Below are 24,745 nucleotides of genomic sequence, written 5' to 3'. Positions count from 1 at the left end.
GCTCCCAACCAAGCCTCACCGTACGCCACTTGGCAGATCCTGCTCTGTGACCGTCACCACACGTGCCCGTCACCACACCTGCCCGTCACCACACCTCGTCCGGCAGCCACTGCGCGTGCCGCCGCACTCCGGCCAGGACGGGCCCGTCCTCGAGGAGGTCCACCGCCGGCACCTCCGGTCCGACGTAGAGCGGGTCGATCCGGACATCCTTGATCCCCAGCGGCCGGAGCAGCGCCAGGAGGGCGGGCCGGGACAACCGGATCCACCGCTGGGTGGAGCCCAGCGCCGCGTGGAGCCGTTCCTCGCCGGTGAAGGCGAGGCCGACCCGCTCCTGCCCGGGGCCCGGCCGGGCCGTCCGGACGGCGGCGAATGCACCGCCGAGGGCGTTGACTCGTACCGGGACGAACAGGAGCGCGTCCACTACGTCACGTCTCGAGGCAGAACTCGTCGAGCGGGTAGCCGACGTGCCGGTCCTCCGTCGGCAGGAAGCCGAGAACCTTGTCGCCGGGCTTGAGTTCGGTGCTGTTGAGCACCGCGCCGCCCGGGCCGAGCACCCGTACGTGCCAGTCGTCCTGCAGGATCAGGTTGACCTCGCGGCCGTCCGGGGAGACGGCGTTCACCGAGATCAGCGGCCTGGTCTCGATCTTGACCCGGCCGACGGTGACGAGCCGGGTACGGCCCTCGACGTCGGCGGCCACGATCTTGCTGCCCGCCTTCAGCTCGCTGAGGTAGTTGGTGCGCCCGTCCTTGGACAGCGTGTAGGAGTGGATGGCGCCGGCGTTCACCCGGAACGGACGGGTCGGCATGTACGGCAGTGGATGCGTCTCGCTGACGCACAGGATCATGCCCTTGGAATGCGACCCGACCAGGATGCCCTCGTCCTTGCGGAAGTAGGTGCAGGTGTCGACGCAGGCTCGCTCGCCCATGCCGACGTGCTCGGTGGTGACGACCTCGAGTTCGACCAGGGCCAGGTCGGGGGTCTCGGCGTTCACCACGGTCTTCAGGGCCGTCGCGTCGCCGACCTTGCGCGGCGCCATCATGACGCCGTCGGAGCCGTGTTCGAGCACCCCGAAGAGGATCTCGGCTTCCTCGACGTCGGCCGCCACCGTGATCAGGCTGCCCCGGGACGCAGCGGACGCCGCGATGACGATCTCCAGCGGAATCTTGGTGGGGTCGCGGAACAGCAGCAGGCTCCACCGCTCGGTGCGCGCCGACTGGCAGGCATCCTCCAGCGTCTCCGCGTCGACGATCTCCACGAACCGGCCGAACTCCAGCTCCGGATGTTCGAGCGCCAGCTCGGCGGGGGTCGTTCCGTGGAACGCGGGGTCCACGATGACCACGGTGGCCTCGCCGAAGTCCTCCGGGAGGGACTTGCCGCGGGGGAACAGCACCTTGGTAACGGTCGGGGGCAGGCCCTCGAGGGCGGCCGGGTCCGCGGCGACGATGCCGTCGAGCCGCTGATGCAGCGCCTCCTGGACGATGGCGTTCTTGGCCTCGGTGAGGTCCCGGATGTCCAGCCAACTGAGCTTCATTGCGTAGGGCTCCTAGAGGTCACTCACTGTGGATGAGGTTGGCCAGTTTCGCGGCCATGACGCCGGGGTCGGGCGCCTCGAAGACGTTTCGGCCCATGGCCACGCCCGCGACGCCCGCGCTCAGCGCTTCGGTCACGTAGGCCAGGACCTGGCCCTCGTCGTCGTTGCGCGGGCCACCGACGGTGATGACCGGGATGGGCGCGCGGGCGGTGATCTCTTTCATCTCCGCGACCGAGCCGACGTACGGGGTCTTCACCAGGTCGGCGCCGAGATCGGCGGCCAGTGTCACCGCGTGCGCCACCAGCGCCGGGTCGCGCGGATCGCTGATCTTGGGACCGCGGGGGTACATCATCGCCAGCAGCGGGACGTTCCACCGGTCGCAGGCGTCGGCGACCGCGGCCAGATCGGAGATCTGCTGCTGCTCGCCGTCCGATCCCAGGTTGACGTGCACGCTCACCGCGTCCGCGCCCAGCCGCAGGCTCTCCTCGACGCCGGCCACGAGGTACTTGGCGTCCGGGTCGGGGGCGTGCACGGTGCTGGCGCTCAGGTGGACGATGAGCGCGGTGCTGCCGAACCAGGCGGGATCGACGTGCCGGAGGCTGCCCTTGTGCAGGACGATCGCGTCCACCCTGTTGGTGGCCAACTGGCCCACGAGCGCGTCGATTCCCTCGCCGCCGGTTATCGGTCCCTGGCTCACCGAATGGTCCAGCGGCACGATCAGCAGCCGTTCGGAATCGTTTCGGTAGAGGCGCCGCAGGCGGAGTTGCCTGCCGAACGCGCCGTTGGAGATCATGGGGTTTCCTCTTTCTCCGTGCCGGTCTTGAAATCAACCCTGAAGAGGGCGGGTATCTTCGGGATCTCGTCCGCATATCACGCGGGATATCACGCGCGGCGCGTTCGGATATCGACGGGAAACATCAGCGGTCAAGACTCGTGGGCAACCGGGTGAGAAAGGTGTCCACAAGTGACGACCATGAAGATTGACGGGCACGACCTGAGCATTGGCCAGGCCGTGGCCGCCGCGTCCCGCGAAGGTTCGGAATTCTCGGTCTCCGAGGACGCGTTGCAGGCGATGAACGCTTCACGGAACCTGAAGCTGGAGATCCTGAAGACCGGCAAGCCCATTTACGGGGTGACGACGGGATTCGGTGACAGCGTCAACCGGCAGATCTCGCCGGAGAAGACCGCGCGGCTGCAGAACGAACTGATCCGCTACCACCTGAACGGAACCGGCCCGCTGGCCTCCGACGAGGTCGTGCGAGCCACCTTGCTGATCCGCGCCAATTGCCTCGCCCGAGGCAACTCCGGTGTCAGCACCCCCGTCGTGGAACGACTCCTCGACTTCCTCCGGCACGACGTCCTGCCGACCATCCCCGAGCGCGGTTCGGTCGGCGCCAGCGGAGACCTCGTCCCGCTCTGCTACCTCGCCTACGCGCTGACGGGCGAGGGAAAGGTGCGCCACCGCGGCGAGATACGCCAGGCCGCGGACGTGCTGTCCGAGCTGGGGCTGGAGCCCGTGATGCTGGAGGCCAAGGACGGGCTCGCCCTGATCAACGGCACCTCCTTCAGCTCCGCGTTCGCCGTCCTGAACACCGAGGCGGCGGCCGAACTCGCCGAGGTGGCCGACATCTGCACCGCGCTGGCCAGTGAGGGCATGCTCGGCAACCGGGGCCACTACGCGCCGTTCATCCACAACGAGAAGCCGCACGACGGCCAGCGCGCCAGCGCCGCGCTCATCCACGAGCTGCTCGAGGGTTCCGCTCTCGCGATGACGTACGACCAGGTCGTCGACCTCAACGGCCCCCTGGACGGCCGGCACTACCAGAAGCTCACGCGCAGCATCCAGGACCGCTACTCGCTGCGCTGCGCCCCGCACGTCACCGGAGTGCTGCGGGACATGCTCGACTGGGTCCGCACGTGGATGACGGTGGAGATCAACTCCTCCAGCGACAACCCGCTCTTCGATCCGTCCACGGGCGCCGTGTACAGCGGTGGCAACTTCTACGGCGGGCATGTCGTCACCGCGATGGACTCGCTGAAGACGGCCGTCGCCGGGATCGCCGACCTGCTCGACCGGCAGCTCGCGCTCCTGGTCGACGAGAAGTTCAACAACGGCCTCACCCCGAATCTGATCGCCCGGGTGGACGACGACGACACCGAGGCCGGGCTCCAGCACGGTTTCAAGGGCATGCAGATCGCGTGCTCGGCGCTCACCGCAGAGGCGCTCAAGCAGTCGGGCCCGGCCAGCACGTTCTCCCGCTCCACCGAGGCGCACAACCAGGACAAGGTCAGCATGGCCCCGATCGCGGCACGCGACGCCCGCACCGTCATCGAGCTGACCCGTGAGGTTGCGGCCATCCACCTCCTCGCCGCCTGCCAGGCCGTCGAGCTGCGCGGCGTCGACGAGATGAGCCCCCGTACCAAGGCCGTGTACACGCGCATCCGCAAGGAGGTTCCCTTCGCCGCCAAGGACCGGCAGATGGACGGCGACATCACCGCGGTCGTCGAGATGATCTCCTCCGGCGCGCTCACCGAGGCCGCACAGGTCGGAGGCGCCCTATGACCGTCTCCCTGAACACCGAGCTGACCGGCTCCGGGCCGGCCGGCAGCGGGCTGCCGGCCATCGGTGACTGGACGACCTTCGACGAACTGCGGGCGGCCCAGGACGAGCGGATCGCACCGGCGCTCCACCACGCCCGCAACTCGCCCTTCTACGAGAAGCGTCTGGAGTCCGGGCAGACCCTGTCCGCGGTCGGCCTCACCGGGAAGTCGGACCTGCGCGACAGCTACCCCTTCGGCATGCTCGCCGTGCCCAGGGAGCGCCTGGCCACGTACCACGAGTCCAGCGGCAGCACCGGCAACCCCACCCCCGCCTACTTCACCGAGGCGGAGTGGACCGATCTGGCCGACCGGTTCGTCCGCAAGACCGTCCCGATCGGTCCCGAGGACACCATGCTCGTGCGCATCCCCTACGGGCTGGTGCTCGCCGGGCACATGGCCCACTGGGCCGCCATGCGCAGCGGCGCGACCGTCGTCCCCGGCGACTGCCGCTCACTCGCGGTCCCCTACTCGCGGGTGGTGCGCCTGCTGCACGATCTGGAGGTGACGCTGACCTGGTCCACGCCGAGCGAGAGCCTGCTCTGGGTCGCGGCGGCCAAGGCCGCCGGCTACCCCGCCGGCTCCTTCCCCGCGCTGCGGGCGCTGTACGTGGCGGGCGAGCCGATCAGCAGCGCGCGCCGCCGCCGCATCGAGGAGATCTGGGGCGCCCTGGTCATCGAGGAGTACGGCTGCACCGAGGTCGGCCCGCTGGCCAGCGACTGCCCGTACGGCCGGATGCACTTCTGGGCCGACCGGGTGCTGCCGGAGATCTACGACCCGCAGACCGGCGACATCACCGCCGAGGGCACCGGGCAGCTGGTCATCACCCCGCTGTACCGCGAGGCGATGCCGCTGCTGCGCTACAACCTCGAGGATCTGGTGGACCTGCGGTACGAGGACTGCCCGTGCGACTGGAAACTTCCGACCGTGCGGGTCCTGGGCCGGCTCGGCCAGGGCTACACGGTCGGCGGGAAGCGTCTCGGGCAGATCCAGGTGGAGGAGCTCGTCTACCGGCTTCCGGCGTCGTGGGGCGTGCTGTTCTGGCGGGCCAGGGCCGAGCAGGATCGTCTGGTCGTCGAGATCGAGGTGCCCGGCCCGGACGGCGGGGACGCCGCCGCGTTGCTCGCCGCGTCCGTCAATGAGGAACTGGGGGTGCGCTGCGCGGTGAGCGCGGTCCCCGAAGGCACGCTCGTGCCGAGCGCGTTGCTGGCGGAACAGCTGGACGCCATGAAGCCGCGCAAGCTATTCGGGCCCGACGAAGACTGGGGGCAGGCCATTGTCCGGGGGTAAAGCATGGTGATCGTGATGTCGCCGCAGGCTACGGCGTCGGACCTCGCCACCATCGTCGCGCTGGTCGAGACGGCGGGCGGCGAGGCGTTCGTCAGCCGCGGCATGAGCCGTACCGTCGTCGGGCTGGTCGGCGATCTCGACCAGTTCGGCACGCTGAACCTCGGCGCCATGCGCGGGGTCGCCCAGGTGGTGCGGATCTCGGTGCCGTACAAGCTGATCAGCAGGCAGAGCCACCCGGACCGCTCGATCGTCCGGGTGGGCGGGGTGTCAATCGGCCCCGGCACCACGACGCTGATCGCGGGGCCCTGTGCGGTGGAGACACCGCAGCAGACGCTGCGGGCGGCACAGATGGCCCGGGCGGCGGGCGCGACCCTCCTGCGGGGAGGCGCCTTCAAACCCCGGACCTCTCCTTACGCCTTCCAGGGCCTGGGAGAGGCGGGGCTGAAGATCCTCGCCGACGTGCGCGGCGAGACCGGGCTCCCCGTCGTCACCGAGGTGGTCGACGCCCACGACGTCGAACTGGTCGCCTCCTACGCCGACATGCTGCAGATCGGCACCCGCAACGCGCAGAACTTCGCGCTGCTGCAGGCCGTCGGCGACGCGGGCAAGCCCGTCATGCTCAAACGGGGGATGTCCGGGACCATCGAGGAGTGGCTCATGGCCGCCGAATACGTCGCGCAGCGCGGCAACCTCGACATCGTGCTGTGCGAGCGCGGGATCCGGACGTTCGAGACCGCCACGCGCAACACCCTGGACATCGCCGCCGTGCCCATCGTCCAACGGCTGTCGCACCTTCCCGTCATCGTCGACCCGTCCCACTCGGGCGGGCGGCGTGACCTCGTCCTGCCACTCACCCGGGCGGCGCTGGCCGTCGGCGCCGACGGGGTGATCATCGACGTGCATCCCGACCCCACGACCGCTCTGTGCGACGGACCCCAGGCGCTCGTCCACGAGGACATGGAAGAACTCGGGGCGGTGATGCGCGGCAAATCGTTGTGGCAGGGCCAGGTCCTCGACGGCTTCGTCCCCTCGCAGTGACGGGAGCACACCGCGAAAGCCGTCCCGTACACAGTTCGGGCAGCCGGCGGCCGTCGAGGACGGACGGATCCGGCAGGCGGTGACGGTCACCGCCGGGAGGCCGCCCGCTCCTTTTGGCCCCTGCCGCCGGGGTACGGCCCTCAAACGAGGGATGTGCTTCGGCGCCCGCCGTTGGCAGAGTCCTCGCATCCCGACAAACAACCGGGTCCGGGAGGACTGAGGATGACGACAGGCAAGAGCATCGCGAGGCCGGCGGCGGCCGAACTCGCCGAACGGCTCCGCGGACGGGTCCTGCGACCGGGAGACGACGATTTCGCCCTGGAGCTGGAGGGGTTCAATCCGATCACCGAACACGACCCGGATCTGATCGCGATCGTGACCGGAGCCGCGGACGTGCGCGAGGCCGTGGCCTTCGCTGCCGGCCGGCAACTGCCGATCTCGATCCAGGCCACCGGCCACGGCCCGTCCACCCCCGCGGACGGCGGGTTGCTGATCAGCACCCGCCGGCTGCGGGGTGTGAGCATCGACCCCGTCACGAGGATCGCCAGGGTCGAGGGCGGCACCCAGTGGTTCGAGGTGATCCAGGCGGCCGCGGAGTACGGCCTCGCCCCGCTCAGCGGATCCTCCCCGCTCACCGGGGTGATCGGATACACCCTCGGCGGCGGGCTCGGGCTGATGGCCCGCAGGTACGGCTACGCCGCGGACCGGGTCACCGCCCTCGAGATCGTCACCGCCGACGGACAGTCGCACCGGGCCACTCCGGAGCACGACACCGACCTGTTCTGGGCCGTGCGCGGCGGCAAGGGCAACTTCGGCGTCGTCACCGCCGTCGAGTTCGAGCTGGTACCGGTGTCGCGGCTCTACGGGGGCGGACTGTTCTTCGCGGGCGAGGCGTCCGCGGACGTGCTGCACGCCTGGCGCGAGTGGACCGCGTCCGTGCCGGAGGAACTGACCTCCTCGCTGGCGCTGCTGCGGATGCCGGACATCGAGGCGATCCCGCCCTTCCTGCGCGGCCGGCTGACCGTGCACATCCGGATCGCCTACCTGGGCTCCGCCGAGGACGGGGACCGGCTGGTCGCGCCGCTGCGCGCGGCGGGCCCGCTGGTCGTCGACACCCTGGCCGAGATCCCGTACACGAGGTCCGGGGAGATCCACAACGACCCGACCGAGCCGATTCCGTACAGCGAGCGATCGATGATGCTCCGCGTGCTGGACGAGGCGGCGGTGGACGGGCTGCTCGAGCTGGCCGGGCCGGGGGCCGACTGCATCGATCTGGTCGTCGAGCTGCGGCAGCTGGGCGGCGCGGCCGGCCGGTCGCCGAAGGTGCCCAACGCCGTCGACCACCGGGACGCGGCGTTCGCGCTGTCGACCCTTTCGCTCCCCGACGACCGCCCCCCGCTGGTGGTGGACGGCATGGCGCCGTGGGGCACGGGGCTCCGCTACCTCAACTTCCTGGCCAGCCCCGACACCGCTGTTCTCGCCGAGAGCGGCTACGAGCCGGCCACCTTCGCCCGGCTGGCCGAGATCAAGGCCCGGGCCGACCCGGACAACCTCTTCCGGTTCAACCACAACATCGTGCCGCGTCCGCTGCGGGCCTGACGTCGGGAAAGCCGCGAATACGCCGCGCGGAGGTCCTGGGCGGTGCTGATGACGCGGCGCGCTCGACCGCATCGCGCGGGGCGGTGCACTCCCGCGCGGTCGTGCCCGTCGTGCCGGACCCGTCTGCCGGAAGGCCGTCGGCAGGACCGTGAGGCGCTCCAGCCCTTCGTCTCGTTCCTACCGTTCGTCTCGTTCCGGCCGTTCGTCTCGTTCCGGCCGTTCCGCTGCCGAGGTTCATCCGGCCCCTGCCCGCCGCTGTCGCCGGGCAGTCCGGACGGCCGGCCAGGTCTTCGCACAGAGATATATCGCCGCGCTCGGCCCCGGCAGTCGTCCTGCCGCTCTCCCGCGCGTGGCGGGCCGCAGGGCCGTGACCAGGTCGGGGGCGCCCGGCTGTCACAGGATCGCCGCGGGACGAGCAGAGGCGAGCAGCCGCACCGCCACCCTCGCGATATCCCGCCGATAGGCCCAGTTGGAAAGCTGGGCGGGGTCTTAGCCACTGACCCATCAGTTGTCAATCAGGAGGACGTCAATGAAACGACGTGACGTGATGAAGGGCATAGCGGGCGCCGCCGCCGTCGCGGCGGTGCCGGTCGCTGTCATACACGCGGGCAACAGCTGGGTCGCCGCGGACGACGGCGTGCACGACGCGGCCCAGGGCCAGGCGGCCGAGGGGCCGCAGGATCTGTACACCGAGAAGTACAAGGGCCGCACGATCACCGTGTCCAGGACCGCCGGAACGGTGCACATCGACGACAAGCCGTTGCACCTCATGAAGCTGGGCGACGACGCCTACCTCAGCGCGATGTGCCACTACCGGATCGAGCCCACCCCGCTGGCCGCCGGCCGCCAGGCCGTCGACGAGCTGCGCGGGGCGAACCTGCTCCCGTCCGGCACCCACCACGCCTGATCCGGCTCCGAGAGACCCGAGAGAGAAGAGACCTCATGGTTCCCGTCCGGAAGAACCATCTCAACATGACCGCCGGGGAGAAGAGACGTTTCATCCGCGCGGTCCGCAGGGTGAAGCAACTCGGCATCTACGACGAGCTGGTCCGAATCCACATCCAGATCAACTCGGGCGACTACCTGGACAAGGACGGGGGCGTCGGCAAACGCTGGGGCCACATGAGCCCGGGCCTGTTCCCGTGGCACCGCCAGTACCTGCTGGTCCTCGAAAGGGCGCTCCAGCAGGTCGACCCCACCGTCACCATCCCTTACTGGGACTGGACCAAGGACCAGAGCCTGGACTCGCCGCTGTGGGCCGACACCTTCATGGGCGGGAACGGCCGGCCCGGCGACCGGAAGGTCATGACCGGCCCGTTCGCCCGCTGCAACGGGTGGAAGCTCAACGTCAGCGTGGTGCCGGTCGGCGATGAGCACCCGGCGTTCAACGGTCACTACACGGCGGACGACCGGGACTACCTCGTCCGCGACATAGGCACCGTGAATCCGGCCCTGCCGACGGTCAAGGAGCTGGAGGACACTCTCGCGCTCACGACCTACGACACTCCGCCTTACAACTACACCTCCGGCTACGGAACTGAGACGCAGTCCCTGCGCAACCACCTGGAGGGATACGCAAAGTTCCCCTGGGAGGAGAACCTCGGCAAGCTGCACGGCGCCGGCCACACGTGGATGGGCGGCCACATGCTGTACATCGGATCGCCGAACGACCCCATATTCTTCATGCACCACTGCTTCATCGACAAGCTCTGGTCGATCTGGCAGAAGACGCATCCGGACGTCCCGCACTACCTCCCGCTGACCGAACACCCGGATGTCCCGTCACTGGGTACGAAGCTCGCGCCCTGGTACTCGATGTCACCCGCCGATCTGCTGGATCACTCGAATTTCTACAGCTACGCGTAAGAACCTGCGGAACCAGAGGATAATTTATTGTCCGGCAGTCCTTTCGTGACACCAATATAGTTGCCATCGACATTTCCATAATGTCGATGGCAACTATATTGACGTAGTAAGTGTGTTCGTTATTACGTCATTCCGCACATCATTACCGGGGGTAGAGATATGCGCAATGAACACGTTTTCCGAATACTCGGACCGCTGCTCGTAACGAGCGGCGACGAACAGATTGAAATCAGCGGGATCCGCAGGCAGAAGTTACTGGCGGCGCTGCTTCTCCAGACGAACCAGGTGGTCAGCCTCGGCCGGCTGGTCGACGCGATGTGGGACGACCACCCGCCCGCGTCCGCCCATGGACAGATTCGCATCTGCGTGTCCGGCCTTCGCCGCCTGCTCAGGGGGCCAGAACGCGACAGCGTGATCGAGACGCACCCCTCCTGCTACCGCATCAGGGTGCGTGACGACGACGCACTGGACCTCTTCACGTTCGAGAAGCTGGTCACCCAGGGGCGGGCCATGGTCCGCGACAACCAGCTGGAGCGCGCCGAAGGGCTGCTGAAGTCCGCGCTCGCACTGTGGCGCGGCCCGGTCGCGGCCGGCCTCGACAGCAGGGCGCTGGCCCCTCTCGTCGTCAGGCTCAACGAGGACCGGCTGACGGTGAAAGAGGAGCACTTCGACGTGACGCTGAAACTGGGCCGCCATCAGCAGATCATCGGCGATCTGACCGGTTTCGTCGCCGAGAACCCCTTTCGGGAGCGCGCCCTGGCCCAGCTGATGCTGGCGCTGTACCACTCAGGCCGCCAGGCCGATGCCCTGGAGACCTTCCGCACCGCCAGAATGCGGTTCTCCGAGGATCTCGGCATCGAACCGGCGCGGGATCTGCACGTCCTGCACCAGTCGATCCTGGTCGGGCGACTCTCCTCGGTGGCGTCGCTTCCCAGGGACATCCTCGCGCCGCCGCCCCCTAGCTCACACGGTCAGCAGGGCCGTCCGTCCTGCGTCGCGCTGCTCGCACGGACCTCGCCGAACCCCGTCACGCCCGACTCGCTGGAGCAACTGCGCCTGGAGAACGACCTGCTCCGCGTCGAACGCGACGGGCTCCGGAACATCCTGTCGTCGTTATGGCTGAACTCGAACGAGAGCAATCCGGGAGCCTGAGCCTCCTCGTGAACCAACCGGTGGACGGCGAAGGCCGCCGTTCACGGCGCCGGGCATCGCGGGGGTGAACACCGGGTACGGCGTCCTGTCTCGACCACCGGACACACGACATGTTCCCTGTCGTCGTCGTTCGCTGGTCGAGCAGGCGCCATCCGGCGATCCGACCCCGCCTCGCCCCTCGGCCCACCTCTGCCGGTCCTCACGGAGTGAGCCGGCCCCGAGGTCAACTGACCTAGGCCATTGACCGAGGGACAACTGGACCGGCCGGCCCCGGCGGTGGATCGACCGCGCCGCCGATGTGCCTTACTCGCCACGGCGTTCAAGGACGCCCCTCCCCTGGATGTCTCACTGGACAGAGCCAGGGGAGCTGCGTCTCAACACCTGCCCGGACCCGGTGGAGCCCGGGTCAGGCTTCCTGCTGCGCCCGGGCAGGCGGGAGCAGCAGGGCGATCAGACCCGCGAGCAGCGGGAGCGCCGCGACGACGGCGAGCGCGCTGGTGAGGTCCATGTGCTCGGAGAGCGTTCCGGCGGTGGCGGAGCCGATGCCGCCACCGACGAAGAAGAGAAGGTTGAGCACCCCCATGGCACCGCCGCGCTGAGCGGGTTCGAGGCGGCTGGACAGCACGGCGGTGGTGAGCACCTGAGTGGCCGCGAACGTGGCCATGCCCATGGACGTGCCGATCAGCATGACGACGATGCCGCCCTCGACGAGGCCGACGATCCCGAGGAAGACCGCGGAGCTCACGGCAGCCCCGGCCAGCAGCAGGCTGCCGCCCTTGCTGGCGGTGAGCTTGCTGGCCAACCGTGCGAACACCGCGCCGACGACCGCACCCGGCAGGAGCCAGGCCCCGATTTCGAACACATCCCAGCCGTACTTCACGGTGAGGATCTGCGGCACCGCGTACATTGCGGCGAACAGCCCGGCGTAACCGCCCAGCCCGACCAGAGCCGCGGTCAGGAAGGTGCGGTCGGTGGCCAGTTGACGCGGTACGAACCCGTCGGGCCGCTTGCCGATGTGCATCACGAGGCCCACCGCCGACAGCACCAGAAGCGCCGCCAGTGCGATCACCAGCGGGGTGGCGAGGTCGAGTGAGGATGCCTGGATGAGCAGGAGCAGCGAGGTCGCGCCCGTGCCCAGCAGGATCCCGCCGACCAGGTCGACGGCCTTGCCGAAGCCGGGGCGGGTGGCCGCGAGCTCCAGGCAGAAGGGCACCACCAGCAGCGAGAGCGCCGGCAGCACGAGGGTGAGCCGCCAGTGCATCCAGTCCGTCACCATCCCTCCCATGAGGGTGGCGGTGGAGGAGAAGAGCGCCATGGACGCCCCGAAGATCCCGAGGATCTTGGTGCGTTGTGCGGGGGCCGCCGCGGAGGCGAGCGTGAGTGCGCTGGAGGTGATGGCGCCGGAGCCCGCTGCCTGGACGAACCGGCCCGCGATCAGGGTGCCGAAGTTGGGGGCGATCAGGCACAGCACCGCGCCGACGGCCAGGAACAGTGACCCCACCAGGAGCGTGTTGCGCACACCCCACTTCTCCGAGAGCCGCCCGAAGAAGGCGGTGCCGACGCCGAGCGCCAGGGCGTGCGCTGTCAGCACCCAGCCCGCGACGGCCGGACGGACCTCCATCGCCTGGGCGACATCGGGCAACGCCACGCCCGCGGCCGTCACTCCGAAGATCACGGGGCCGAAGAGAGCTCCGAGTCTGAGCCCGGTCAGACCCGCACCGGGTGCGTTCTGCTGCGGCGGGGCCTGGACCGCGCTGTTGGTCGTCATCGAGACTTTTCCCTTCCAGATTCTGGTGTGCGCCGGATCTGCTTCTTCGGGTGGTCAGAAGCTCTTCGCGCGCGGCGGAATGTTGTGGTTGAACCGGAAAAGGTTCTCCGGGTCGTACCGGGCCTTGATCTCGCCCAGCCGCGCGTAGGTGGCGGGGCCGTAGCCCCGCTCGGCCAGTTGGGCCGTCTCAGGACCGGCGAGGAAGTTGAGATAGCTGCGGCCCGTCCCCCAGTGCGCCATCCCGTCCACGACGTGCGCCGGGCGTGCGCCGGGCAGCCCGAGAGTGGACAGGCAGAACGCGGCCTCCCGGTGGTCGACCGCGCTCGGCGCCGAAGGCGGCCGACTGAGCGCACCGCCCATGTGCCGCAGCTCGACCATGATGTCCGTGCAGTCGCTGCCGGGGCCCGCTAGGGAGAGCAGGTCATCGGCGGCGCCCTGGCCCAACTCGCGCAGCATGGTGGAGCGTTCGTCGTAAGGGATCGGGAAGGTCGGGTCGTTGTGGATTTCCGCGAAGCGTTTGTAGGGCATCTCCGCGAGCGTGTCCACGAGCGCCGGCGCGATCTTCCGCAGCGGCCCTACCAGCCGTTCCCCTTCGTCGCCCGGTCCCAGGTGAGCGATGCGGATGTGCACCACGAGCTTGCCCCGCAGAAATTCCGGGATCGGCTCCAGTTCCGGCATCCGCAGCAGCGCCAGTGAGGAGGCCATCTCCTGCGGAACGGACTCGGTCCACAACCGCCAGGCGTGCAGGACCTCGGCGGCCGTTTCGCCGGGGAAGAACAGCCCGCCGCCGTAGAACCGGGGCACCGGAACGAGCCCGAACTCGATGGCGGTCACCACCCCGAAGTTGCCCTTGCCGCCGCGCAGCGCCCAGAAGAGGTCCGTGTTCTGCTGCGCGGTCGCGGTGCGCGGCCGTCCGTCGGGGGTGACGACTTCCACCGTGGTGACGTGGTCGGCGGCGAAGCCGTACGCGCGGGACAGCAGCGCCAGCCCGCCGCCCAGGGTGTAGCCGACGACCCCCACCAGCGGCGAGGAGCCGTTGAGCGGGGCGAGCCCGTGGCCGGCGGCCGCTTCGACGACCTGGTGCCACTGCGTGCCGGCCTCTGCCCGGGCGACCCTGGCGACGGGGTCGATCGTTACTTTGGTCATCCGGCGGGTGTTGATGAGCAGTCCGGCCCCCTCGGCAGCGCGCGAGGGGCCGTGGCCGGTCGCCTGGACCGCCGTCGGCGTTCCGGTCTCGGCCGCGAAGGTGACGGCTTTGCGCACCTCCTCGGCGTCCCGGACGCCGACGACTATCGCGGGCCGGTGCTGCACGACCAGGTTGAACCCCGCGACCTCGGCTGCGTATCCGTCGTCCCCGGGCCCCAGTGCCGGGCCGGAGAGGCGTCCGGCGAGCTTCTGCACCGTTGCGGATCTGTACATGCGTCAGCCCTCCAAGGCGGACCCACTCGGGTCGCTGATCACAGTTCCAGCTGCGGCCTTGGGCGCCCATCCCTCTATTGAGGGGAGGTGGGAGTCAGCGGTTCGGACTCCCGGATTCCGGCCGGCCGGGGCCGGTCCCACCGGGGGAGGGCTGCACCGGCATGTCGCCCAGGACGCGGAGCATCTCGACCAGTTGCCTCAGTCGGTGCTCGCCCAGCAGGTCCTCCACCCGCGCGTGCAGCTGACCGGCCTCCTCGACCGCCGCGGTCAGATGCCGGCGGCCGGTATCGGTGAGTGCGACGATGCGGCGCCTGCGATTCGCCGGGTCCATCTCCTTGGTCACCAGGCCACGCGCCTCCAGGCGGTCCAGCAGCACCGTGAGCGTGGAACGGTCGACCGCGGCCAGGGCTCCCAGCGCGGACTGGTCCAGGCTGCCGTGGTCGTCCAGGGCGAGCAGCACGGCGAACTGAGGACTGGTCAGGTCGGGCAGGCGCTGCTGCCACAGCGCCGTCCACGCCTGCCCGGCCCGGCGCAGCTGATGTGGCAGCGCCTCTTCCAGTTGTGGCCGTGGACGGGGGCTTGTGTTCGTCATGACGGGCAGTATATTCAGTACAAGGATATTCCGTACACGGAAGGTTAGGCACGATGCGACTGATCGTGGGAATGACCGGCGCCACAGGCGCGGTGCTGGGCGTTCGACTGCTCACCGAGCTGCGCAGGAACCCGCAGGTGGAGACGCACCTGGTGCTCAGCCGCTGGGCGCGCGCCACGGTGGAGCTGGAGACCGGGCTCAGTGCGCGCGAGGTGGCCGCGCTGGCGGATGTCACCTACTCGCCCGACGATCAGGGAGCGGCGATCTCCTCCGGTTCCTTCCGCACCGACGGCATGGTGGTCGTCCCGTGCAGCATGAAGACACTGGCCGGCATCCGGGCCGGGTACGCCGAAGGGCTGGTAGCCCGCGCCGCCGACGTCACGCTCAAGGAGCGGCGCCGGTTGGTCCTGGTGCCACGGGAGACCCCGCTCCATGAAATCCATTTGGAGAACATGCTCGCGTTGGCCCGTATGGGCACCGTGATCGTGCCGCCGATGCCCGCCTTCTACAACCGGCCCGGCACGGTGGACGACATCGTCGACCACATCGTCGCCCGAGTTCTCGATCAGTTCGGGATCGAGGTTGCCGGAGCCCGGCGCTGGGAGGGCTTTCCGCAGGCCGCAGCCGGCCGGCCACGGCCCGCAACCGACATCTCCCCGGTACATCACAACGGCATGGAACAAAGGAGCGTCCGTTCATGACCCGTCCCGTGACTCGGTTCAGCGACCTTCGCAGCTACATCAACGCGCTGGAAGCTCTCGGCGACCTCAAGCGCATCAATCGGACAGTGAGCGCCGACCTGGAGGCCGCCGCGATCAGCCGCCTCTCCTACGAACGCCAGTCGGCCGCCCCGCTGTTCGAGAACGTGGCGGGCGTCGCGCCCGGCTTCCGGCTGCTCGGCGCACCCGCCGCGCTGAGTGCCGCTGCCGGCAAGCCGCTGGCCCGGGTCGCCCTGTCCGTCGGGTTACCCGCTGAGACCACTGCCGCCGAGTTGGTCGACCACCTGGCGCGGACCCGCCACTTGGCGCCCGTGCCACCCAAACTCATCGGCCGTGAGGATGCGGCCTGCAAGCAGAATGTGCTGCTCGGCGACGACGCCACCCTCGACCGTTTCCCGGTGCCCCGGGTCCACGAATTCGACGGTGGACGCTATCCCAACACCTGGGGGATCATTGTCGCGAAGACCCCGGACGGCCGGTGGACCAACTGGTCCATCGCCCGGATCATGCTGGTCGACGGCAAGCACATGACCGGCCTGGTGATACCGGCGCAGCACATCGGCATGATCTGGCAGGAGTGGGTCCAGCTCGGCGAGCCCATGCCCTACGCGCTGGTACAGGGTGGAGACCCGGCGATCCCGTTCGTCGGGGGCATTCCACTTCCGAAGGGAGTCGACGAGGCCGGGTACATCGGGGCGCTGTACGGCGAGCCGATCGAGGTCGTCCCGTGCGAGACGGTGGACCTGGAGGTGCCGGCAAGCGCAGAGATCGTCATAGAGGGGCACCTGTCCGTCGGCCGCGACGCGCGGGAGGGACCATTCGGCGAGTTCGCCGGCTACGCCTCCACCGAGACCTCGATGCAGCCGGTGTACACGGTCGAAGCCATCACCCACCGGGACGACCCGATCTGGCCGCTGGTGGCCGAGGGCCGACCGGTGGATGAGTTCCACACTGTCACCGGTGTCGGCCAGGCGGCCGAGGTACTGGCCGAACTGCGCGCTGCCGATCTGCCGGTCACCACTGCCTGGTCACCGCTGCGCGCGGCATCACACTGGATGGTGGTCACCGTCCCGGAGGACTGGCGGGACCGGCTGCCCGGTGTCGACTCGGCCGAGCTCACTCACCGGATCGGCGAAGTGCTCTCCGAATCCCACTCGGGTCGTGCCACGGCGGCCACCTTCGTCCTGGACGATGACATCAACCCGGCCGACGATACGGACCTGTTGTGGGCTCTGGCCACCCGAATCCACCCCCTCGACCGTGCGGAGGCGTGGAACGGCTTCGTCCACCCCCTGCTGAACTGCTACACCGAAGAAGAACGCGCCACCCAAACCGGCCCCATCGTGTTCCACGACGGGCTCCTGCCCGCCCCGGGCGAAAGCCGCCTCCCGCACAGCTCCTTCGCCCAAGCGTACCCAGCGCGGATCCGCCGCCAGGTCCTCGATCATTGGGACGACTGACGGAACACCTGGCCCGGGGCTTTGCCAACGGCCCGACCGGGAGCGCATCCGGATCCGGGCGGTGCCGTGATTCGATCTTCGGCGATCACCCGTGCCTTCACGGCCGTGCCGTGCACCCGCACCGGGACCCCGGGCCCGGCGCGGTAACGGTGGAGGGCCCATCCGACCTGAACGGACCACGCGATCACTGAGCAGCAGCACAAGGAGCACGACGTGTCGGTACGAACTGTCCGCAAGGCCATCTCCCAGTGAGAACCGCCCTCGTCATCGGAGCCGGTCTGATCGGCACATCGGCCGCCCTGACCCTCGCCGGGCGCGGTGTCACCGTCCATCTGGCCGACCACGACCCGGACAGGGCCCGGACGGCGGCGGCCCTCGGCGCCGGCAGTGACGAGCCGCCGCCCGGCCGCGTCGACCTCGCGATCATCGCCGTACCGCCCGCGCACACCGCCACCGCGCTCGCCGAGGCCATGCGCACGGGCACCGCGCGCGGCTATCTCGACGTCGCCAGCGTCAAGGGCGGCCCCCGGCGCGAGCTGGAGGCTCTGGGCATCGATCTCAGCGCGTACATCGGTACGCACCCGATGGCCGGCAAGGAGAGTTCGGGCCCGCTCGCGGCGACCGCCGATCTCTTCGAGGGCCGCCCCTGGGTGCTCACCCCGACGCCGGGCACCGACACCGAGGTGCTGAATCTCGCCCTCGAACTGGTCGCGCTCTGCCGCGCCGTGCCCGTGGTCATGGACGCCGATGCCCACGACCGGGCCGTCGCCCTCGTCTCGCACACCCCCCAGCTCATCTCCTCGATGGTCGCCGCGCGGCTGGAAGCGGCGGACGAGACGGTCGTACGGCTCTGTGGCCAGGGCATCCGCGACGTCACCCGGATCGCGGCCTCCGACCCCCGGATGTGGGTGGAGATCCTGTCGGCCAATCCGGGCCCCGTCGCCGACGCACTCGCGGGCGTGGCCGCCGACCTCGGCGAGACCGTCGAGTCGCTGCGCGCCCTCCAGTCCGCCGACGACGCCAAGCGGCGCGGCGGCGCCGCAGGCATCGAGGACGTCCTGCGCCGGGGCAACGCGGGCCGCGTGCGGGTGCCCGGCAAGCACGGCGAGGCCCCCGCCGCGTACGAGACGGTGGCGGTCCTCATCAGCGACCAGCCGGGCGAGCTGGCGCGGATATTCGCGGACGCCGGACGTGCCGGGGTCAACATCGAGGACGTCCGGATCGACCACTCGACCGGGCAGCAGGCGGGTCTCGTGCAGCTCATGGTGGGGCCCGAGGCGGCTACCGCCGTGAGCGCCGCCCTGAGCGAACGCGGCTGGTCGATCCGCCGGTAACGGCGGGCCGCGACGAGGGCCGGGGGCTGGTGGAGCCAGGCGGTTGGGTGGGCCGCGCGGCGAGGTGTTCGCCGGCTGATCGGTTCGGAGTCTGCCGTCCGTGGCTTCTGCCGATTCCGGAGTGTCGCGCAACGGCACCGCCCCCGATGCCCGTCGGGCTGACAGGCTCGCAGCCGCGATCGGCATCCGTTCCCCACGCGCCCCCGGTTCACCGAGAGCCGGGGGCGTCGCCATGCCGGCCGGCTTCCGTCAGCGAGCTGCGATCAGCTGGTCAACAGCCTGCCGGATCGAGTCCCCGCTCTTGCAGACCGAGAAGCGCACCAGCCAGGCCGGAGCGTCCGCGCTCACGTAGAACGCCGAGGTGGGGATCGCCACCACGCCCGCGCGTTCCGGAAGGTCCCGGCAGAACCGGACGCCGTCCGAGTACCCCCACGGCCGTACGTCCGCCTGCACGAAGTAGCCGGCGTCCGCGCGGAAGGGCCGCAGCCCGGCTTCCGTCAGGCCGTCGCTCAGGAGATCCCGATTCCCGCGCAGAGTGCCCCGCAGGCCCGCCGCCCATTCCTCCACCGATCCGAGCGCCCGCGCCAGCGCTTCCTGATACGGAGTACCCGAGGCGTACGTCAGGAACTGCTTCGCAGCGCCCACCGCGGCGACGAGCGGCGCCGGCCCGCAGACCCAACCAACCTTCCAGCCCGTTGTGTTGAAGGTCTTTCCCGCCGAGGAGATGACCACCGTCCGTTCTCTCATCTCCGGCAGGGCGGCGAAGGGGAGATGGCGCGCACCGTCGTTGTAGACGAGGTGTTCGTAGACCTCATCCGTGATCACCGTCAGCGAGTGCTCGCGGCACACATCAGCGACGGCCTCCAGCTCTTCGGCCTTGAAGACCATGCCCGTGGGGTTGTGCGGAGTGTTCAGGATCAGCACCCGGGTACGTGGGGAAACGGCCGCACGCAGCGCGTCGGCGTCGAGGGCGAACCCGTCGCCGTCGAGGACCAGCGGGACAGCGACCAACCGTGCCCCTGCAAGCCGGGCATCCGCCGCGTACGCGTCGTAGCAGGGGTCGAAGGCGATGACCTCGTCACCGGGGTCGCAGAGAGCCAGGAGGGCCGCCGCGAGGGCTTCCGTCGCCCCCGTGGTGACCAGCACCTCGCCCTGAGGCTGGTAGTCGAGGCCGTACCGGCGCAGCTGATGAGCGGCGACAGCCTCACGCAGCGCCGGGAACCCATGAGCCGGCGGGTACTGGTTGCTGCCCGCGAGCACCGCATCCGCCACGTCCTTGAGCAGCGCGGCCGGGCTGTCCAGCTCCGGCACTCCCTGCCCGAGGTTCACGGCTCCAGTGCGCCGCGCCAGCTCCGTCATCTCCGTGAAGATCGACGTACCCATGCCCCGCACCCGCGCCGCAGGGCTCCAGCCTGCCGAGCCCACTACGCCGCGCGCGTCAGCCGTCCCCGCCGTGTTCATACGATCCCGCTTTCCCGAGTCCACCAACCAGGAGATTCGGCCCTCACGATAGGCATCACGGGGAACACCGGCCTACCGGTGAGCATGTTCAGGCCTTCACCGGAGCCGCTGACGCGAGTCGGCGCTCCAGGAGGCCGTGACCGGCCTCAAGGGTCTCCAAGCGGCCCCGGGGACACCGCTTAGCGGCTGAGGGGCCCGCTGTCACGGGCGACACGCGCCACTTCAGCCGACCGGGTAGGAACCGGCCCGGTCGGCTGCGCAGCGCTCGCATCCGCGCCTTGCGCCGCACATGGTCAGGTTGACCGACCCATGTGCGCGCCCGGAGGTGCACCCTGTCCGCCGAGACTTTCGACAGCGCAGCGGCGGCGGGTGCCCGGCCCGTACCCCGCTGGCGCGCCGCACTGCTTCGGGCCGTCCCCGCGCTGGGGCTGTTCGCGGCGGCGCGGCTGACCGGGCTGCTGGTGATGGCCGGCTGGGCCTGGCACATCGGGCGCTCGCCCCGGATGATCATCGCCCGCGCCTGGGACTCCGACTGGTACATGCTGATCGCCGAGCACGGCTACGGCCGCGTCCTGCGCTGGCCGGACGGCTCGGTCCAGAGCGATCTGGCGTTCTTCCCGCTGTACCCGGGGCTGGTGCGGGCGGTGACGACCGTGCTGCCGGTGACGAGCGGTACGGCGGGGCTGCTGCTCTCCTGGTCCGCGGCGGGCGCGGCGGCCTGGGGCATCTACGCGATCGTCGAGCGGCTGCACGGGCGCCGCACGGCGACGCTGGTGGTCCTGCTGTGGGGGCTGCTGCCGCACTCGATCGTGCTGTCCATGGCGTACACCGAGCCGGTGCTCACGGCCTTCGCCGCCTGGTCGCTGTACTCGGTGCTCACCCGGCGCTGGCTGTGGGCCGGCACGCTGGCGACGCTCGCCGGGCTCTCCCGGCCCAACGGGATCGCGGTGGCCGCGGCGGTGGTCGCGGTGGCGGCGTACGAGGTGTTCACGGCGCACCGGCGGGGCGAGCGCGCGGGGTGGCGGATCTGGACGGGGGCGGTGGTGGCACCGGTGGGCTGGTGCGGCTTCGTGCTCTCCGTCGGCTTCCGTACGGGCGATCCGCTGGGCGGGTACTTCGCGGTGCAGCGCGGCTGGACCTCGCAGTTCGACTTCGGGATCGGGGCGCTGAGGATGGTGCGGGACATCGTGCTGCGGCCGACGATGTTCTCGCTCGTACTGGCGCTGCTGATCGTCGCGGCGGCGCTGCTGCTGTTCGCGCTGTTCGCGCTGGAGAGGCCACCGGTGGCGCTGCTCGTGTACACCGCGGTGCTGGTGCTGATCACGGTCGGCGGCTCGGGCTTCTTCGAGTCCAAGCCGCGGTTTCTGCTGCCGGCGTTCCCGCTGCTGCTGCCCCTGGCCCGCGTCATGACGAAAGCCCGGCCGGGGGCGACGGTCGCGGTGACCGTCGCCCTGGCCGGGCTTTCGTTCGCCTACGGGACGTATCTGCTGACACTGTCCCCGCTGGCGCTGTAGCGGGTGGTGCTCAGGCTGCCGGCCGGCTGCTCAGGCCTCGTCGTCTTCGGGCTTCTCGTCCGCGTCCGCCGTCTCCAGGCCGAACTGCTCCACGAGCCACTTGTCGAACTCGATCGAGGCGCGCACCCAGCTGACGGTCGACGACACGAAGTGCTCCAGGTTGACGCCGGTGCCGATCAGCATCTGGGCCTCGCCGATGAGGCGGACCGTGGTGGGGCCGTCCTCCTCGTCGTGGATGTGCGTGTAGACCTTCGGCCACAGGGTGCGGCGGTTCCAGTCGTCGATCGCGTCGAGGATCTTGGCTTTGTCCTCGAGCGCGTGCGGACGGTCGTAGAAGGTGCGCACCGAGAAGACCTGCTGGTCGTCCTCGCCGCGGAACATGAAGTACGTGCGGAACTCTTCCCACGGCGCCGCGAGGTCGCCCTCGTCGTCGACGACGTACTTCAGCTCCATCTGGTCGAGGAGCTGCTTGACCAGGTCCTGGTCGGGAACGACGGGGCCCGCCGGTCCTGCGGCCTGAGGCTGGGGCTGGCCCCCGAAATGAGGAATCGAGGACGGATCGATGGTCACCGTGTATTTCCCTTCGTACGGTTCCCTCCATCCTCTCCCATCCCCGCCGGGGCATGGCAACCCCGGCCGCCCCCGATCCGCTGCGAGCTGACAAGTTCCGGCCGCGGGGTTCTCCGTAACCGGGGGGGCAGACCCCGCACCCTCACTCGGCGCGGCCCACGATCAGGCCGTCCTCGAAGCGGTCCACCCGCACCACGTCGCCGTCCGTCACCTCGCCCGCCAGGATCTCCTTCGCCAGGCGGTCGCCGATCGCCGTCTGGATCAGGCGGCGCAGCGGCCGCGCCCCGTACGCCGGGTCGTTGCCCTCGTCCGCCAGCCACTCCAGCGCCGCCGGGGTGACATCCAGCGTGAGCCTGCGCTCGGCCAGGCGCTGGGCGAGGCGCTCGATCTGGAGCTCCGCGATGTGTGCCAGTTCGTCCTTCGACAGGGACGAGAAGACCACCAGGTCGTCGAGCCTGTTCAGGAACTCCGGCTTGAACGACGCCCGGACCACTTCCAGAACCTGTTCGCGTTTCTCGGCCTCCGAGGTGAGCGGCTCGACCAGATATTGGCTGCCCAGGTTCGACGTCAGCACCAGGATCGTGTTGCGGAAGTCCACCGTCCGGCCCTGGCCGTCCGTCAGCCGGCCGTCGTCGAGGACCTGGAGCAGAATGTCGAAGACCTCCGGATGCGCCTTCTCCACCTCGTCCAGCAGGACGACCGAGTACGGGCGACGGCGCACCGCCTCCGTCAGCTGGCCGCCCTCCTCGTAGCCGACGTACCCCGGCGGCGCACCCACCAGCCGGGCGACCGTGTGCTTCTCGCCGTACTCGCTCATGTCGATGCGGACCATCGCCCGCTCGTCGTCGAAGAGGAAGTCCGCGAGTGCCTTGGCCAGTTCGGTCTTGCCGACGCCGGTCGGGCCGAGGAAGAGGAACGATCCGGTCGGCCGGTCGGGGTCGGCGATACCGGCACGAGTACGGCGTACCGCGTCGGACACCGCCCCCACGGCCTCCTCCTGCCCGATCAGGCGCTTGCCCAGTTCGGCCTCCATACGGAGCAGCTTCTGGGTCTCGCCCTCGAGCAGCCGGCCCGCCGGGATCCCGGTCCAGGAGCCGACCACGTCCGCGATGTCGTCCGGGCCGACCTCCTCCTTGACCATCGTGTCCTTCGCCGCCTCCTGCTCCGCCTCCGCGGCCTCCTCCAGCTCCCGCTCCAGGCCCGGGATTTCCCCGTACAGCAGCTTGGAAGCGGTGTCGAAGTCGCCGTCGCGCTGCGCCCGCTCCGCCTGGCCGCGCAGTTCGTCGAGCTTCTCCTTCAGCTCACCGACGCGGTTGAGACCCTGCTTCTCCTTCTCCCAGCGGGCGGTGAGTCCGCGCAGCTCCTCCTCCTTGTCGGCGAGGTCGCGGCGCAGCTTCTCCAGGCGCTGCCTGGAGGCCGGATCGGACTCGTTCTTGAGGGCGAGCTCCTCCATGCGCAGCCGGTCGACGGCACGCTGCAGCTCGTCGATCTCCAGGGGGGAGGAGTCGATCTCCATACGGAGCCGGGACGCGGCCTCGTCGACGAGGTCGATGGCCTTGTCGGGCAGGAAGCGCGAGGTGATGTACCGGTCGGAGAGCGTCGCCGCGGCGACCAGCGCCGAGTCCGCGATCTGCACCTTGTGGTGCGCCTCGTAGCGGCCCTTGAGCCCGCGCAGGATCGCGATCGTGTCCTCGACGGACGGCTCGGCCACCATCACCTGCTGGAAGCGCCGCTCCAGCGCCGCGTCCTTCTCGATCCGCTCGCGGTACTCGTCGAGCGTCGTCGCACCCACCATGCGCAGCTCACCGCGCGCCAGCATGGGCTTGAGCATGTTGCCCGCGTCCATGGCCGAATCGCCGCCTGCGCCGGCGCCCACGACGGTGTGCAGCTCGTCGATGAAGGTGATGATCTGGCCGTCGCTCGCCTTGATCTCGGACAGGACGGTCTTCAGCCGCTCCTCGAACTCACCGCGGTACTTCGCACCCGCAACCATTGCGCCGAGGTCCAGCGAGACCAGTCGCTTGTTCCGCAGCGACTCGGGCACATCGCCCTTCACGATCCGCTGCGCGAGCCCCTCGACGACGGCGGTCTTGCCGACGCCGGGCTCACCGATGAGGACCGGGTTGTTCTTCGTGCGCCGCGACAGCACCTGCACGACGCGGCGGATCTCCTGGTCCCGGCCGATGACCGGGTCGAGCTTGCCCTCGCGGGCCGCGGCGGTGAAGTCCGTACCGAACTTCTCCAGCGCCTTGTACTGCCCCTCAGGGTCGGGTGTGGTCACCCGGCGCCCTCCCCTTACCGTCTCGAACGCGTCCAGCAGCTTCTTCGCCGTGGCTCCCTGCTGGGCCAGCACCTCGCCGGCCTGCCCGCCCTTCGCGGCGGTGCCGACGAGCAGATGCTCGGTGGAGATGTAGTCGTCCCCGAGCTCCTTGGCCCGCTGCGCGGCGTCGGCGATGACGGCGAGCAGCTCGCGGTTGGGCTGCGGCGGCGCGACGGTCGACCCGGCCACGCTGGGCTGGGCGGTCAGCACGCGCTCCGCCCCGGACCGTACCGCGACCTGGTCGGCCTCGACGGCGGCCAGCAGATCAGTGATGTTCTCGTTGTCCGCGCCCGCGAGCAGCGCGAGCAGCAGATGCGCGGGGGTCAGGTCGGGATGCCCCTCGGACACGGCCCGGCTGGTGGCGGCGTTGATCGCATCCCGGCTCTTGTTGGTCAGCTCGGCGTCCACGTGCGCTCTCTCCTCCTTGCTGATGGCCTGCGCTGATGCGGCTCTTCCTTCAATACTGACTCATTCAACCTGCACAAAGTTGAGTGTATTCCACTCAACTATTCC

20 protein-coding genes are annotated in these 24,745 nt (G+C 69.8%); 11 read left to right on the top strand and 9 right to left on the bottom strand.

Features of this window, described 5'->3' with window-relative positions; all coding sequences use genetic code 11:
- Positions 1-85: 85 nt before the first annotated feature.
- From SLUN_RS21470 to bagB, 3 genes are read right to left on the bottom strand one after another with little or no spacing between them, the layout of a single operon-like run.
- On the bottom strand, positions 86-421 hold the full coding sequence (locus SLUN_RS21470) for an SAV_915 family protein (protein WP_108150710.1): 336 nt from the start codon (positions 419-421) through the stop codon (positions 86-88).
- 4 nt (positions 422-425) lie between these two features.
- Complete coding sequence (bagC, locus tag SLUN_RS21465; RefSeq protein WP_108150708.1) at positions 426-1,532, bottom strand: bagremycin/ferroverdin biosynthesis 3,4-AHBA synthase BagC/FevH; 1,107 nt, start codon at positions 1,530-1,532, stop codon at positions 426-428.
- A 19-nt stretch (positions 1,533-1,551) separates the two neighbouring features.
- Positions 1,552-2,325: a bagremycin/ferroverdin biosynthesis DhnA-type aldolase BagB/FevI gene (gene bagB / locus SLUN_RS21460; protein WP_108150706.1), complete on the bottom strand. Its 774-nt coding sequence runs from the start codon at positions 2,323-2,325 to the stop codon at positions 1,552-1,554.
- Between the two features lie 180 nt (positions 2,326-2,505).
- Here bagB and bagA point away from each other — a divergent pair, with 180 nt between their 5' ends.
- The 7 genes from bagA to bagI all read left to right on the top strand — a co-directional run bounded on the left by bagA (position 2,506) and on the right by bagI (position 11,075).
- On the top strand, positions 2,506-4,095 hold the full coding sequence (gene bagA / locus SLUN_RS21455; RefSeq protein ID WP_108154869.1) for a bagremycin/ferroverdin biosynthesis tyrosine ammonia-lyase BagA/FevW: 1,590 nt from the start codon (positions 2,506-2,508) through the stop codon (positions 4,093-4,095).
- Positions 4,092-5,420, top strand: a complete 1,329-nt coding sequence (gene bagE, locus SLUN_RS21450) for a bagremycin/ferroverdin synthetase BagE/FevW (protein WP_108150704.1) — start codon at positions 4,092-4,094, stop codon at positions 5,418-5,420. The genes bagA and bagE overlap by 4 nt, the downstream gene beginning before the upstream one ends.
- A 15-nt stretch (positions 5,421-5,435) precedes the next feature.
- Positions 5,436-6,458, top strand: a complete 1,023-nt coding sequence (bagF, locus tag SLUN_RS21445) for a phospho-2-dehydro-3-deoxyheptonate aldolase BagF/FevY (protein WP_254709999.1) — start codon at positions 5,436-5,438, stop codon at positions 6,456-6,458.
- Positions 6,459-6,680: 222 nt separating this feature from the next.
- The gene (bagG, locus tag SLUN_RS21440) at positions 6,681-8,057 is read left to right on the top strand and encodes a bagremycin/ferroverdin biosynthesis FAD-dependent oxygenase BagG/FevA2 (RefSeq protein WP_108150701.1); all 1,377 of its coding nucleotides are present in this window, start codon (positions 6,681-6,683) and stop codon (positions 8,055-8,057) included.
- Positions 8,058-8,586: 529 nt separating this feature from the next.
- Positions 8,587-8,964, top strand: a complete 378-nt coding sequence (gene bagZ / locus SLUN_RS21435) for a bagremycin/ferroverdin biosynthesis copper chaperon BagZ/FevE (RefSeq protein ID WP_246340247.1) — start codon at positions 8,587-8,589, stop codon at positions 8,962-8,964.
- Between the two features lie 35 nt (positions 8,965-8,999).
- Positions 9,000-9,923, top strand: coding sequence for a bagremycin/ferroverdin biosynthesis o-aminophenol oxidase BagH/FevF (bagH, locus tag SLUN_RS21430; RefSeq protein ID WP_108150699.1), 924 nt, complete (start codon positions 9,000-9,002; stop codon positions 9,921-9,923).
- 159 nt (positions 9,924-10,082) lie between these two features.
- Positions 10,083-11,075 carry an AfsR/SARP family transcriptional regulator BagI/FevR gene (gene bagI / locus SLUN_RS21425; RefSeq protein ID WP_108150697.1) on the top strand — a complete coding sequence of 331 codons (993 nt, stop codon included), beginning with the start codon at positions 10,083-10,085 and terminating at the stop codon, positions 11,073-11,075.
- Between the two features lie 406 nt (positions 11,076-11,481).
- Here the strand turns inward: bagI and bagJ are convergent, their stop codons facing one another.
- From bagJ to bagL, 3 genes are all read right to left on the bottom strand, one after another.
- The gene (gene bagJ / locus SLUN_RS21420) at positions 11,482-12,843 is read right to left on the bottom strand and encodes a bagremycin/ferroverdin transporter BagJ/FevB (RefSeq protein WP_108150695.1); all 1,362 of its coding nucleotides are present in this window, start codon (positions 12,841-12,843) and stop codon (positions 11,482-11,484) included.
- 54 nt (positions 12,844-12,897) lie between these two features.
- Positions 12,898-14,262, bottom strand: coding sequence for a bagremycin/ferroverdin biosynthesis FAD-dependent oxygenase BagK/FevA1 (bagK, locus tag SLUN_RS21415; protein WP_108150693.1), 1,365 nt, complete (start codon positions 14,260-14,262; stop codon positions 12,898-12,900).
- A gap of 94 nt (positions 14,263-14,356) precedes the next feature.
- Positions 14,357-14,854: a MarR family transcriptional regulator BagL/FevM gene (bagL, locus tag SLUN_RS21410; RefSeq protein WP_108150691.1), complete on the bottom strand. Its 498-nt coding sequence runs from the start codon at positions 14,852-14,854 to the stop codon at positions 14,357-14,359.
- A gap of 53 nt (positions 14,855-14,907) precedes the next feature.
- Here bagL and bagM point away from each other — a divergent pair, with 53 nt between their 5' ends.
- From bagM to SLUN_RS21395, 3 genes are all read left to right on the top strand, one after another.
- Positions 14,908-15,555 carry a bagremycin/ferroverdin biosynthesis UbiX family decarboxylase BagM/FevK gene (bagM, locus tag SLUN_RS21405; protein WP_108150689.1) on the top strand — a complete coding sequence of 216 codons (648 nt, stop codon included), beginning with the start codon at positions 14,908-14,910 and terminating at the stop codon, positions 15,553-15,555.
- Positions 15,552-17,033: a bagremycin/ferroverdin biosynthesis UbiD family decarboxylase BagN/FevL gene (gene bagN, locus SLUN_RS21400; protein WP_217505297.1), complete on the top strand. Its 1,482-nt coding sequence runs from the start codon at positions 15,552-15,554 to the stop codon at positions 17,031-17,033. The genes bagM and bagN overlap by 4 nt, the downstream gene beginning before the upstream one ends.
- Before the next feature lie 248 nt (positions 17,034-17,281).
- Entirely contained in the window at positions 17,282-18,367 is a 1,086-nt protein-coding gene (locus tag SLUN_RS21395) for a prephenate dehydrogenase (protein WP_108150687.1), read from the top strand.
- Between the two features lie 249 nt (positions 18,368-18,616).
- Here the strand turns inward: SLUN_RS21395 and SLUN_RS21390 are convergent, their stop codons facing one another.
- A complete protein-coding gene (locus tag SLUN_RS21390; protein ID WP_175299055.1) occupies positions 18,617-19,750 on the bottom strand; it encodes an aminotransferase class I/II-fold pyridoxal phosphate-dependent enzyme in 1,134 nt (377 codons plus the stop codon).
- Between the two features lie 389 nt (positions 19,751-20,139).
- Here SLUN_RS21390 and SLUN_RS21385 point away from each other — a divergent pair, with 389 nt between their 5' ends.
- Positions 20,140-21,342, top strand: a complete 1,203-nt coding sequence (locus tag SLUN_RS21385; protein WP_108150683.1) for a glycosyltransferase family 39 protein — start codon at positions 20,140-20,142, stop codon at positions 21,340-21,342.
- Positions 21,343-21,372: 30 nt separating this feature from the next.
- Here the strand turns inward: SLUN_RS21385 and SLUN_RS21380 are convergent, their stop codons facing one another.
- Complete coding sequence (locus SLUN_RS21380; protein WP_108150681.1) at positions 21,373-21,912, bottom strand: YbjN domain-containing protein; 540 nt, start codon at positions 21,910-21,912, stop codon at positions 21,373-21,375.
- Between the two features lie 142 nt (positions 21,913-22,054).
- The gene (gene clpB, locus SLUN_RS21375) at positions 22,055-24,640 is read right to left on the bottom strand and encodes an ATP-dependent chaperone ClpB (protein WP_108150679.1); all 2,586 of its coding nucleotides are present in this window, start codon (positions 24,638-24,640) and stop codon (positions 22,055-22,057) included.
- Positions 24,641-24,745: the final 105 nt, after the last annotated feature.

The organism is Streptomyces lunaelactis (assembly GCF_003054555.1).
GTDB lineage: Bacteria > Actinomycetota > Actinomycetes > Streptomycetales > Streptomycetaceae > Streptomyces > Streptomyces lunaelactis.
Note: the sequence above shows the minus strand (reverse complement) of the source record. Positions and strands in the feature narration are given on the sequence as shown.